General features: G+C 70.6%; 11 protein-coding genes and 1 pseudogene. 11 read left to right on the forward strand and 1 reads right to left on the reverse strand.

What is annotated here, in order from left to right; translation table 11 throughout:
* Window positions 1-66 precede the first annotated feature (66 nt).
* The 4 genes and pseudogenes from ACQCSX_RS20680 to ACQCSX_RS20695 form a co-directional block, all read left to right on the forward strand.
* Window positions 67-1,485, forward strand: a pseudogene (locus tag ACQCSX_RS20680) (penicillin acylase family protein); the annotation flags it as partial.
* A gap of 130 nt (window positions 1,486-1,615) precedes the next feature.
* Entirely contained in the window at window positions 1,616-2,251 is a 636-nt protein-coding gene (locus ACQCSX_RS20685) for a penicillin acylase family protein (protein ID WP_427017073.1), read from the forward strand.
* Window positions 2,248-2,577 (forward strand): GNAT family N-acetyltransferase, encoded by a 330-nt coding sequence (locus tag ACQCSX_RS20690; protein WP_427017074.1) that lies wholly within the window; start codon window positions 2,248-2,250, stop codon window positions 2,575-2,577. The genes ACQCSX_RS20685 and ACQCSX_RS20690 overlap by 4 nt, the downstream gene beginning before the upstream one ends.
* Window positions 2,480-2,851: a GNAT family N-acetyltransferase gene (locus ACQCSX_RS20695; RefSeq protein WP_427017075.1), complete on the forward strand. Its 372-nt coding sequence runs from the start codon at window positions 2,480-2,482 to the stop codon at window positions 2,849-2,851. The genes ACQCSX_RS20690 and ACQCSX_RS20695 overlap by 98 nt, the downstream gene beginning before the upstream one ends.
* Window positions 2,852-2,912: 61 nt before the next feature.
* Here the strand turns inward: ACQCSX_RS20695 and ACQCSX_RS20700 are convergent, their stop codons facing one another.
* Complete coding sequence (locus ACQCSX_RS20700) at window positions 2,913-3,896, reverse strand: quinone oxidoreductase family protein (RefSeq protein WP_427017076.1); 984 nt, start codon at window positions 3,894-3,896, stop codon at window positions 2,913-2,915.
* Window positions 3,897-4,021: 125 nt separating this feature from the next.
* Here ACQCSX_RS20700 and argC point away from each other — a divergent pair, with 125 nt between their 5' ends.
* The 7 genes from argC (at window position 4,022) to ACQCSX_RS20735 (ending at window position 11,558) form a co-directional block, all read left to right on the forward strand.
* Window positions 4,022-5,068 (forward strand): N-acetyl-gamma-glutamyl-phosphate reductase, encoded by a 1,047-nt coding sequence (gene argC / locus ACQCSX_RS20705; protein ID WP_427017077.1) that lies wholly within the window; start codon window positions 4,022-4,024, stop codon window positions 5,066-5,068.
* Window positions 5,065-6,237, forward strand: coding sequence for a bifunctional glutamate N-acetyltransferase/amino-acid acetyltransferase ArgJ (argJ, locus tag ACQCSX_RS20710; RefSeq protein ID WP_427017078.1), 1,173 nt, complete (start codon window positions 5,065-5,067; stop codon window positions 6,235-6,237). The genes argC and argJ overlap by 4 nt, the downstream gene beginning before the upstream one ends.
* Window positions 6,238-6,510: 273 nt before the next feature.
* Complete coding sequence (argB, locus tag ACQCSX_RS20715; RefSeq protein WP_427017079.1) at window positions 6,511-7,407, forward strand: acetylglutamate kinase; 897 nt, start codon at window positions 6,511-6,513, stop codon at window positions 7,405-7,407.
* Window positions 7,407-8,729 carry an acetylornithine transaminase gene (locus tag ACQCSX_RS20720; protein WP_427017080.1) on the forward strand — a complete coding sequence of 441 codons (1,323 nt, stop codon included), beginning with the start codon at window positions 7,407-7,409 and terminating at the stop codon, window positions 8,727-8,729. Before argB ends, ACQCSX_RS20720 begins: the two co-directional genes overlap by 1 nt.
* On the forward strand, window positions 8,726-9,709 hold the full coding sequence (gene argF / locus ACQCSX_RS20725) for an ornithine carbamoyltransferase (RefSeq protein WP_427017081.1): 984 nt from the start codon (window positions 8,726-8,728) through the stop codon (window positions 9,707-9,709). The genes ACQCSX_RS20720 and argF overlap by 4 nt, the downstream gene beginning before the upstream one ends.
* A complete protein-coding gene (locus ACQCSX_RS20730; RefSeq protein WP_427017082.1) occupies window positions 9,706-10,257 on the forward strand; it encodes an arginine repressor in 552 nt (183 codons plus the stop codon). Before argF ends, ACQCSX_RS20730 begins: the two co-directional genes overlap by 4 nt.
* A gap of 95 nt (window positions 10,258-10,352) precedes the next feature.
* Complete coding sequence (locus ACQCSX_RS20735) at window positions 10,353-11,558, forward strand: argininosuccinate synthase (RefSeq protein WP_427017083.1); 1,206 nt, start codon at window positions 10,353-10,355, stop codon at window positions 11,556-11,558.
* Window position 11,559: the final 1 nt, after the last annotated feature.

Consider the following 11,559-nt stretch of genomic DNA (forward strand, 5'->3'; position numbering starts at 1 on the left):
GGGTCCGGGCCGGGCCGGGTCAAACGCAGTCACTGCCAGAGTATTCCGCAGGAAAGTGAACAAAAGGTGTACGGCCGCAACCGGACGTCATGGTTCCGCCATGGCCGCCTGTTCCGGCGGGCGGCCGCCGCCGCCCGCCCGCGCCCACCACGGGGGGCCATTTTCCGCGACAACTGGGGGATTGGGCACCTGTGGGCCGAATCCGCCGATGACCTGGCCCGGCTGCAGGGCTTCAACGCGGCCACGGACAGGTCCTGGCAGATCGAGCTGGAGCGTTGGCGCGCCGAGGGCCGGACCGCCGCGATGCTCGGGCCGGACCACCTGGGCTGGGACGTCTTTGCCCGGCAGTCGCGGCTGGAGGATACGGCCCGGCGCTGCTACGGCAACCTTGACCCGGACACGCAGCGCTGGTGCGCCAGCTAGGTTGACGGGGTCAATGCGGCCCTGGAGGCCGGATTGCGCGGCGGGCCCGAATTCGACCTGAGCGGCACCGCCCCCGCCCCCTGGCAGCCGTGGACGCCGCTGGGCGTGTTCCTCACCCAGCACATCCTCTTCTCGACCTTCCCCAACAAGCTCTTCCGGGCCCATGTGGCCCGCACCCTCGGTCCAATCGCCGTCGGGCTGTTCAGCATCGAGGCGCCGGTCTATTCCGGCAGCAATGCGTGTGCCGTCCACGGCTCCGCGACCGAATCGGGGCTCCCGTTGCTGGCCGGGGATCCGCACCGGCTGCTGGAGCTGCCGGGGGTGTACCAGCAGGTCCGGCTGGCCTGCCCCGAGTTCGACGCCGTCGGCCTGGCCTTTCCGGGGGTGCCGGGACTGGGGCATTTTGCCCACACGGGGCACGCGGCCTGGGCCATCACCAACGCCATGGCGGATTACCAGGATCTGTTCGAGGAGGAGCTGAAGTGCGGCGCCGACGGCGAGGTGTGGGCGCGCGGGCCGCGCGGGCCGGAGCGCACCGACGTCCGGATGGAGACCGTGCTGGCCCGCGGCGCGGCCCCTGTCCAGGTGGAGGCCGTCGAGACGGCGCGGGGCCCGGTGGTTGCCGGCGGGCCGGGTGGCGGGGCGTTGAGCCGGCGCTTCCCGGCGCGCGTGGAGGGACGGCTGGGGTTCGAGCCGCTGCTGCGCAGCCGCACCGCCGCGGACGTCGAGGCCGCGCTGGGCGCCTGGGTGGAGCCGGTCAACTCCGTGCTGGTGGCCGACACCGCGGGGGAGGTGCGGCACTTCCTGGCCGGGCTGGTCCCGGAACGCTCCGGGCGCCACCGCAGCCTGCCCGTTCCGGCCGCCGACGCCGGCCCTGAATGGAGCGGCGCCTACGTGCGGCTGCCCTCCACCGCCGTCGACCGCTTTGCCGTCAGCGCCAATGACCGCGCAGCCGCCGGGGAGGATGTCGGCATGGAATTCGTGCCGGCGCACCGCGCCCGCCGGATCGGGACGCTGCTCGCGGACACGGCCGGTGCCGGTCAAACCGTGGAATCGATGCGGTCCATCCACACCGATACGCTCCTTGGCCCGCTGTCCGCCTTCCGGGCGCTGCTGGAGGATGTGGATCCGGCCGAGCTTGGGGCCCGGCGGCAGGGCGCTGCGGGCGCGGATCCTGGCCTGGGATGGCCGGATGGAGGCCCGCAGCACAGGCGCCGGGTTGTTTGCGTGCTGGCGCTCCGCGCTGGTGCTGCGACTGGCAGGCCATCCCGCCCTGTCGCCGCTGGCGGGTCCCCCCGGCTATGCGCCGTTGTTTGGGCCGTGGCTCAATGTTGCATCCCGCGTGGGCTTCGCCCTTGAGACGCTGTTGGCCGGGGCCGCCGGGGTGGGCATTGATCCGGCCGCGGAGGCCGCGGCTGCGCTGGAGGAGGCGGCCCTGGACGGCACCGCCTCGGACGGGGCAAGGCTGGACGGGGCGGCAGCCGGAGGCGGGGAACCGGTCTGGGGCGAGAGCCACACCCTGCTTCCCGTGCACCTGCTGCCGGGCCCCTTGGCCGGCACCGTGCCCACGCTGCCCCTGTCCGGAGACACCGGCTGCGTGCTCTCCACCGAAAGCCTGCCCGGAATTGAGGACCGCAGCTTCCGCGGACCGGTGGCGCGCTACGTCTGGGATTTGGCCGACCGCGCCAACAGCCGGTCGATCGTGCCGTTTGGCGCCGCCGGCACCCCGGCGCACCCGCACTTTGCCGACCAGCTGCCGCTCTGGGCCGCTGGCGGACTCCTCCCCGTCGCCACCGACTGGACACTGCTCACCAAGGAGAAGGAATGACCACCGCAGCACGTGAAGACAGCCGTTTCGCGGCTAGGGCCGCCGTCCATACCGAGGACCTCGGGGAGTGGGGCCGGGTGCGCATCGTGGCGCTGGTGCCGGATGAGGACATCGACCTGGTGCACCGTTGGGTCGGCCAGGAGCGGGGCCGCTTTTGGGGCATGACGGCCCTCGCGCGCCAGGACGTGCTGGACATCTACCAATTCCTGGATTCGCTGGAGACCCACCATGCGTTTCTGGTGCTGCTGGACGGCGAGCCCCCTGTTCCAGACCTACGAGCCGCTGCACGACCCGGTGGGGGAGGCCTACCCGGCCCGCGAGGGTGACATTGGCATGCACCTGCTGCTGGCTCCCGCGACGCGTCCCCTGCCGGACTTCACCCCGCGGCTGGTCACGGTGCTGATCCGGTTCCTCTTCGCCGACCCCGCGAAGGACCGGGTCGTCGTCGAACCCGACGCCCGCAACCTCAAGGCCGTGCGCCGGCTCCAGACGACGTGCTTCGAGCTCGGGCCGGTCATCCAGCTGGCCGAAAAGGAGGCGCAGCTGGCCTTCCGGACCCGGCGCCGCTTTGCCCGGCTGGGTCCGGCCCGCCCCAACTAGGTGACAGTTGTGTCACGTTCCGGGCCCCGGAATGTGACACAACTGTCACCCAGTTGGGGCGCTAGGGGACCAGGAGGACCTTGCCGGTGGTCTTGCGGGCCTGCAGGTCCGTGTGGGCGTCGGCGGCGCGGGCCAGCGGGTAGCGGGCACCGATCCGCACATCCAGGCTTCCGTCGGCGACGGCGGCAAAGAGCTCGCCGGCCCGCCAGCGGCGCTCCGCCGCGTCCAGCAGGTGGTCCTTGAGCTTGGGCCGGGTGACGAACAGCGAGCCGCCGGCGTTCAGCCGCTGCAGCTCGAACGGCGGAACCTGGCCGGAGGCGCCGCCAAAGAGCACCAGCATGCCGCGGGTGCGCAGCGCGGCCAGCGAGCCGTCGAAGGTGTCCTTGCCGACGCCGTCGAACACCACATCAACGCCCACCCCGCCGGTCAGCTCCCGCACCGCCGGGGCAAAGCCGTCGTAGCGCAGCACCTCGTCCGCGCCCGCGGCCCGGGCCAGCGCCTCCTTGGCATCGGAGGAGACGGTGGTGAGAACACGGGCGCCGCGGGCCTTGAGCAGCTGGGTGAGCAGCAGGCCCACCCCGCCGGCGCCGGCGTGGGTCAGCACGGTGTGGCCCGACGCCACCTTGAAGGTGGAGTTGATCAGGTAGTGGGCCGTCATGCCCTGCAGCGGCAGGGCGGCCGCGACGTCGATCGGTATGCCGTCGGGCACGGGCAGTGCCGCCGCGGCATCGACCACGGCGTACTCGGCGTAGGTGGCACGGCCCTCGGCGGTGGCCACGCGCTGGCCCACCGCGAAGTCCGCCACGCCCTCGCCCACGGCCACAATGGTCCCGGCCGCCTCCGACCCCGGGGTGAAGGGGAACGGCACGTTGTAGGTCCCGGTGCGCTCATAGGTCTCGATGAAGTTCACGCCCGCGGCGGCCACCCGGACCAGCAGCTGGCCGGGGCCGGGGGAGGGCGTGCGCACCGAGGCGGTGGCCAGCACCTCCGGGCCGCCGGGGACGGCGGCAACAATGGCAAGGCTGGACGTTGGCACTGCACTCATGGCATGGCTCCGGATTCTCGACGGCGGTGGTTGCTGTCCATCCTAGATCCGGAGCGGGCCGACGCCATGGAGCATGAATGAATAATTATCGGTCACGATGCATATTTCTGCTGTACAGTGGTGCCATGACGATTTCTGTAGCAGTGTCCGGGGCCAGCGGCTACGCCGGCGGGGAGGTCCTGCGCCTGCTGGCCAGCCATCCCGGTGTCAGCATAGGGGCCATCACCGCCCACAGCAATGCCGGGTCCCGGCTGGGGGAGCTGCAGCCGCACCTGCACTCCCTGGCGGACCGCATCCTCGAGGACACCTCGGTGGAGAACCTGGCCGGGCACGACGTCGTCTTCCTGGCCCTGCCGCACGGCGCCTCGGCGGCCATCGCCGCCGCGCTGCCCGCCGGCACGCTGGTGATCGATGCCGGTGCCGACCACCGGCTGGAGGACTCCGCAGCCTGGGAGAAGTTCTATGGCACGGCCCACGCCGGCACCTGGCCCTACGGCCTGCCCGAGCTCCCCGGCGCACGTGGACAATTGGTGGGCGCCAAGCGCATCGCCGTCCCCGGCTGCTACCCGACCAGCTCGCTGCTGGCCCTGGCCCCCGGCTTTGCCGCCGGCGCCCTGCTGCCCGACGACGTCGTGATCGTCGCCGCCTCGGGCACCTCTGGGGCGGGCAAGGCCGCCAAGGTCAACCTGATCGGCTCCGAGGTCATGGGCTCCATGAGCCCCTACGGCGTGGGTGGCGGACACCGGCACACCCCCGAAATCGAGCAGGGCCTCTCCGCCGTCGCCGGCGCGGACGTCACCGTCTCCTTCACCCCCACGCTGGCCCCGATGAGCCGGGGCATCCTGGCCACCGCTACCGCCAAGGTCTCCGCGGAACTGCGCGACAGCCCCACCGCCGCGGCCGACATCCGGGCGATCTGGGTGGACGCCTACGAGAACGAGCCCTTCATCCACGTCCTGCCGGAGGGCCAGTGGCCCACCACCAAGTCGGTGCTTGGCTCCAACCACGTGGCCATCCAGCTGGCCTATGATGCCCACGTGGGCCGCGTGATTGTCTGCTGCGCCATCGACAACCTGACCAAGGGAACCGCCGGCGGCGCCGTGCAGTCCATGAACATTGCCCTGGGCCTCGACGAGACCGCAGGCTTGACCATCCAAGGAGTTGCACCATGAGCATCACCACCGCCAAGGGGTTCCGTGCCGCAGGCGTCACGGCCGGGCTGAAGAAGTCCGGCAACCCGGACCTGGCCCTCGTGGTTAACGACGGGCCGCAGAAGAACGCCGCCGCCGTGTTCACCTCCAACCGCGTGGCCGCAGCGCCCGTGCACTGGTCCCGCCAGGTGCTCGGCGATGGCCGGGTGGATGCCGTGCTGCTCAACTCCGGCGGCGCCAATGCCTGCACCGGCCCCGAAGGCTTCCAGAACACGCACACCACGGCCGAGAAGACCGCCGACGTCCTGGGCATTTCCGCCACCGACGTCGCCGTCTGCTCCACGGGCCTGATCGGCGAGCAGCTGCCGATGGACAAGATGCTCCCGGGCATCGAGGCCGCCGCCGCGGCGCTGGCGTCCGACGGCGGTGCTGCCGCGGCCGCCGCGATCATGACCACTGACACTGTCTCCAAGCAGGCGGTGTGGACCTCCGCGCCGTCGGAGGAGGGCGCCGCCAGCTACTCCATTGGCGGCATGGCCAAGGGCGCCGGCATGCTGGCCCCGGGCCTGGCCACCATGCTGGTGGTCATCACCACCGACGCCGTGGTGGAGCCGGAGGGGTTGGACGCCGCGCTGCGCGACGCCGTCCGCGTCAGCTTCAACCGGGCGGATTCCGACGGCTGCATGTCCACCAACGACACGGTCCTCCTGCTGGCCTCCGGCGCCTCGGAGGTCTACCCGGACATGGCGGAATTCACCACCGGCCTGACCGAGGTCTGCAACACCCTGGCCCGGGCACTGATCGCCGACGCCGAGGGTGCCAGCCACGAGATCGCGATCACCACGCTCAACGCCGCCAGCGAGAAGGATGCGGAGGTGGTGGGCCGGGCCGTGGCCCGCTCCAACCTGTTCAAGACCGCCATCTTCGGCAACGACCCCAACTGGGGCCGCGTGCTCGCCTCGGTGGGCACCACCGACGCCGTGTTCGATCCGGACCAGATCAACGTCTCCATCAACGGGGTGCAGATCTGCCGCAACGGCGGGATCGGCGATTCCCGCGACCTGGTGGACCTGAAGCCGCGCGAGGTCACGGTGGAGATTGACCTGAAGTCCGGCGACGCCCGTGCCACCATCTGGACCAACGACCTGACCCATGCCTACGTCGAAGAAAACAGCGCCTACTCCTCCTAGCGCACCGGCGCCGTGGTCACCACGGTGCCGGCAGTCCGGGATTTTTCCGGCGACTGTGCCGCGACGGCCGCTGGGCGGCCTGCGGCCCTTGACGTCGCCTACGAAAAATCCCTCCCTGCCGCCGAGCGACAGATCGGCACTAGCGCCGGGCGGGATATGGGGGCCCGGGAGCGGCTTCGGGCGTCCGCGAAGCGGGCGGGGTCCCCATATCCCGCCTGGCGCACCCAGCCACCACCGGCTCTTGCACATGAATCTGAACCTAAGGAATTGGACATGAACACCGTTGCTGCGGCGCAGGACAAGGCCGCCATTCTGATCGAGGCGCTGCCGTGGATCCAGCAGTTTGCCGGAACCGTGGTGGTGGTCAAGTACGGCGGCAACGCCATGATCAATGACGAACTCCGCCGCGCCTTCGCCGAGGACATCGTCTTCCTGCACCACGTGGGCATCCGCCCCGTGGTGGTGCACGGCGGCGGCCCGCAGATCAATTCCATGCTCGGCCGGCTCGGCATCGAGTCCGAGTTCAAGGGCGGCCTGCGCGTCACCACGCCCGAGGCCATGGAGGTGGTCCGCATGGTCCTCACCGGCCAGGTCGGCCGCGAGCTGGTGGGCCTGATCAACTCCCACGGCCCCTACGCCGTCGGACTCTCCGGCGAGGACGGCGCCCTGCTGCAGGCCGAGCGCACCGGTACCGTGGTCGACGGCGAGCCGGTGGACCTGGGCCTGGTGGGCGAGGTGGTGGGCGTGAACCCCGGTTCCATCCTGGACCTGCTGGAGGCCGGCCGGATCCCTGTCATCTCCACCGTGGCCCCGGAGGTGGGCAACGCCGGAACCGTGTTGAACGTGAACGCCGACACCGCCGCGGCCGCCCTGGCCGTGGCGCTGCAGGCCTCCCGGCTGGTGATCCTGACCGACGTCGAGGGCCTGTACGCCAACTGGCCGGACAAGTCCTCGCTGATTTCCGCGCTGAGCGCCTCCGAGCTGCGGGCCATGCTCCCGTCGCTGGAGTCCGGCATGATCCCCAAGATGGGTGCCTGCCTGAAGGCGGTCGACGGCGGTGTGGCCCGTGCCGCCGTTGTGGACGGCCGCAGCGCCCACTCCATGCTGCTTGAACTGATTACCACCGAGGGCAATGGCACCCAGGTGGTACCCGATGACGAGGACAACTGATGACTGAGAACACTTCCAAGGCCGGCAGCCAGAACGCCGCCAACGTCCCTGCGGTGCCCGCCGCCCAGACCGAGGCCATCACCGGCACCGGCACGGGGGAGCAGTGGCTGGCCCGCTACTCGCACTCGCTGATGGGCGTCTTTGGCAGCCCGCAGCGGGTGCTGGTCCGCGGCGCCGGCGCCCTGGTCTGGGACGCCGATGGCAAGGAATACCTGGACCTGCTCGGTGGCATCGCCGTCAACGCGCTGGGCCACGCCCACCCGTTCGTCAGCTCGGTGATCGCCAGCCAGCTTTCCACGCTGGGCCACGTCTCCAACTTCTTCACCAGCCCCACCCAGATTGCCCTGGCCGAGAAGCTGCTGCACCTCTCCGCTGCGCCCGCCGGCTCCAAGGTGTTCTTTGCCAACTCCGGCACCGAGGCCAACGAGGCCGCGTTCAAGCTGGCCCGCTCGCACGGGAAGCGGAACAGCCCCGCCGGCGGTCCGGCCCGGGAGACCATCGTGGCGCTCGAGGGCGCCTTCCACGGGCGGACCATGGGCGCTTTGGCGATGACCGCCAAGCAGGCCTACCGCGAGCAGTTCGAGCCTCTGCCCGGCGGCGTCATCCACGTGCCGTTCAACGACATCGAGGCCCTGCGCGCCGCCGTCGACTCCACCGTGGCCGCCGTCATCCTGGAGCCGATCCAGGGCGAGGCCGGCGTGCGTCCGCTGTCCGCCGAGTATCTGCAGGCGGCCCGGGAGCTCACCCGCGACGCCGGCGCCCTGCTGATCCTGGACGAGGTCCAGACCGGCGTCGGCCGCACCGGCGAGTGGTTTGCCGGCCTGGGCGACGGCGGCATCGTGCCCGATGCCATGACCCTGGCCAAGGGCCTGGGCGGCGGCTTCCCGATCGGGGCGCTGGTGACCTTTGGCGAGGAAGCCTCCGCGCTGCTCGCCGCGGGCCAGCACGGCACCACCTTTGGCGGGAACCCGGTGGCCACTGCCGCGGCCCTGGCCACGCTGCACGTCATCGAAACGCAGGACGTGCTGGGCAATGTACGCCGGGTCGGCGCCCGCCTGGCCGAGGGCCTGGCCGCCGTCGACGGCGTCACGGAGGTCCGCGCCCACGGGCTGCTGATCGGCTTCGACCTGGCCGAACCCGTGGCCGCGCAGGTGGTCACTGCCGCGCTGGACGCCGGCTTCATCGTCAATGCGCCCAAGCCCAATACCGTCCGGCTGGCCCCGCCACTGATCCTCACGGCCGAGCAGGCCGACACCTTCCTGGCCGCCCTGCCGGCCCTCATCAGCACTGCCATTGCGGCCGCCGAAGGAGCAGCATCATGACCCGCCATTTCCTCACCGACACCGACCTCACCCAGGCCGAGCAGACAGAGGTCCTGGACCTCGCCGCCGCGCTGAAGAAGGCCCCGTACTCGAAGGACACCTTCGCCGGCACCGGCGCGGGCCGGAAGACCGTCGCCGTCATCTTCGACAAGACCTCCACCCGCACCCGCGTCTCCTTCGCCACGGGCATTGCGGACTTGGGCGGCAATGCGCTGATCATCAACCCGGGCGAGGCCCAGATCGGCCACAAGGAGTCCGTCGCCGACACCGCCAAGGTGCTCGAGCGCATGGTCTCCACCATCGTCTGGCGCACCTACGGCCAGGCCGGCCTGGCGGAGATGGCCGCCAACTCCGCCGTGCCGGTCATCAACGCGCTCTCGGACGACTACCACCCCTGCCAGCTGTTGGCGGACCTGCTCACCATCCGCGAGCACAAGGGCACGCTGGCCGGGCTGACCATGACGTACCTGGGCGACGCCGCGAACAACATGGCCAACTCCTACCTGCTGGCCGGCGTCACCGCCGGCATGCACGTGCGCATCGCCGGCCCCGAGGGATACCTGCCCGCGCCGGAGATCGTTGCCGCCGCGCAGGACCGCGCGGCCGAGACCGGGGGATCGGTGCTCATCACCACCGACGCCGCTGCCGCCGTCGCCGGTGCCGACGTGCTGGCCACCGACACCTGGGTGTCCATGGGCCAGGAGGACGAGAAGGCAGCGCGGATGGAGCTCTTCCGTGCCTACTCGCTCGACGACGACGCCCTGGCCGCCGCCGGCGCCGAGGCGATTGTGCTGCACTGCCTGCCGGCCTACCGGGGCTACGAGATTTCCGCCTCCGTCATCGACGGCCCGCAGTCGGTTGTCTGGGACGAGGCGGAGAACCGCCTGCACGCCCAGAAGGCCCTGATGGTATGGCTCGTAGAGCAGAGCGCAGAGCAGTCCGCCGCGGAAGCGGCCGCCGGGGGAAGCGCCGGGCGATGAACGCAGCGCCCGCCCCGGCAGGCCCGCCGCCCGGGGCCTCCATGCCGGCCACCAAGACGGCCCGGCTGGCCCGCATCACGGCCCTGCTGACCTCCCGGCAGGTTCGGTCGCAGGCCGAACTGGCGAGCCTCTTGGCCGCCGAGGGCCTGCACGTCGGCCAGGCCACGCTCTCCCGCGATCTGGTGGAGCTGCGGGCCGTGCGCGTGCGCAGCGAGGACGGCGGGCTGGTGTACGCGGTGCCGGGGGAGGGCGGCGACAGGACCCCGCACACCGCCGTCTCGCAGGAGCTGCTGGACACCCGGCTGGTCCGGCTGTGCGGGGAGCTGCTGGTGACGGCGGAATCCTCGGGCAACATCGTGGTGCTGCGCACCCCGCCGGGCGCGGCCAATTTCCTGGCCCTGGCCATCGACCATTCGGTGATGCCGGCCGTGCTGGGCACCATTGCCGGCGACGATACTGTCATGCTTGTCACAAGGGACCTGGCCGGCGGCGCTGCCGTCGCCGAGCGGTTCCTGCACTTTGCGGCTGAATCCGCCGCGGGCAACTGAATACTTTTTAGTTGATCTGCATATTCATGCACTATCCTCGATAACAACGAACTTTCGACACAAGATGACGAAGACAGAAAATAAGGAGCCCTCTCGTGACTGAGCGCATTGTTCTGGCCTACTCCGGTGGCCTTGATACTTCCGTAGCCATTGGCTGGATCGGTGAAGCCACCGGCGCCGAGGTCATCGCCGTCGCCGTCGACGTCGGACAGGGCGGGGAGTCCCTGGAGACCATCCGCCAGCGCGCGCTGGGCTGTGGCGCCGTCGAGGCCTACGTGGCCGACGCCCGCGACGAGTTCGCCAACGAGTACTGCATGCCCACGCTGGCGGCCAACGCCCTCTACCAGGGCCACTACCCGCTGGTCTCGGCCATCTCCCGCCCGGTGATCGTCAAGCACCTGGTCAAGGCCGCCCGCGAGTTCGGCGCCACCACCGTGGCCCACGGCTGCACCGGCAAGGGCAACGACCAGGTCCGCTTCGAGGTGGGCATCCAGACCCTGGGCCCGGACCTGAAGTGCATCGCACCGGTCCGCGACCTGGCCCTGACCCGCGACAAGGCCATCGCCTTCGCCGAGGAAAACGGCCTGCCGATCGAGACCACCAAGAAGAACCCGTACTCCATCGACCAGAACGTCTGGGGCCGCGCCGTGGAAACGGGCTACCTCGAGGACATCTGGAACGCCCCCACCAAGGACATCTACGACTACACCGCCACCCCGGAGTTCCCGCCGGCACCGGACGAGGTCGTCATCTCCTTCGTCCAGGGCGTCCCCGTGGCCATCGACGGCGTGAAGGTCTCCCCGCTGCAGGCCATCCAGGAGCTCAACCGCCGCGCCGGCGCCCAGGGTGTGGGCCGCATCGACGTCGTCGAGGACCGCCTGGTGGGCATCAAGAGCCGCGAAATCTACGAGGCTCCGGGCGCCATGGCCCTGATCACCGCGCACAAGCACCTCGAGGACATCACCATCGAGCGCGAGCAGGCCCGCTTCAAGGCCACCGTTGGCCAGCGCTGGAGCGAGCTGGTCTACGACGGACAGTGGTTCTCCCCGCTGAAGCGTTCGCTGGATGCCTTCATCGCCGACACCCAGACGCACGTCACCGGCGACATCCGCATGGTCCTGCACGGTGGCCAGGCCATCGTCAACGGCCGCCGCTCCGAGACCTCCCTGTACGACTTCGACCTGGCCACCTACGACACCGGCGACACGTTCGACCAGTCGCAGGCCAAGGGCTTCATCGAGCTGTGGGGCATGTCCTCCAAGGTCGCCTCCACCCGCGACCAGCGCGTCCTGGGGAAGTAAC

This window comes from Pseudarthrobacter sp. P1, from assembly GCF_050156935.1.
Lineage (GTDB): Bacteria > Actinomycetota > Actinomycetes > Actinomycetales > Micrococcaceae > Specibacter.

What these genes read in the sequence shown, in the direction of transcription:
- ACQCSX_RS20690 (WP_427017074.1), top strand. Translation starts at nt 2,248, where the DNA reads ATGACCACCGCAGCACGTGAAGACAGCCGTTTCGCGGCTAGGGCCGCC.
- ACQCSX_RS20695 (WP_427017075.1), top strand. Translation starts at nt 2,480, where the DNA reads ATGCGTTTCTGGTGCTGCTGGACGGCGAGCCCCCTGTTCCAGACCTAC.
- ACQCSX_RS20685 (WP_427017073.1), top strand. Translation starts at nt 1,616, where the DNA reads ATGGAGGCCCGCAGCACAGGCGCCGGGTTGTTTGCGTGCTGGCGCTCC.
- argF (WP_427017081.1), top strand. Translation starts at nt 8,726, where the DNA reads ATGACCCGCCATTTCCTCACCGACACCGACCTCACCCAGGCCGAGCAG.
- argB (WP_427017079.1), top strand. Translation starts at nt 6,511, where the DNA reads ATGAACACCGTTGCTGCGGCGCAGGACAAGGCCGCCATTCTGATCGAG.
- ACQCSX_RS20720 (WP_427017080.1), top strand. Translation starts at nt 7,407, where the DNA reads ATGACTGAGAACACTTCCAAGGCCGGCAGCCAGAACGCCGCCAACGTC.
- argJ (WP_427017078.1), top strand. Translation starts at nt 5,065, where the DNA reads ATGAGCATCACCACCGCCAAGGGGTTCCGTGCCGCAGGCGTCACGGCC.
- ACQCSX_RS20700 (WP_427017076.1), bottom strand. Translation starts at nt 3,896, where the DNA reads ATGAGTGCAGTGCCAACGTCCAGCCTTGCCATTGTTGCCGCCGTCCCC.
- ACQCSX_RS20730 (WP_427017082.1), top strand. Translation starts at nt 9,706, where the DNA reads ATGAACGCAGCGCCCGCCCCGGCAGGCCCGCCGCCCGGGGCCTCCATG.
- argC (WP_427017077.1), top strand. Translation starts at nt 4,022, where the DNA reads ATGACGATTTCTGTAGCAGTGTCCGGGGCCAGCGGCTACGCCGGCGGG.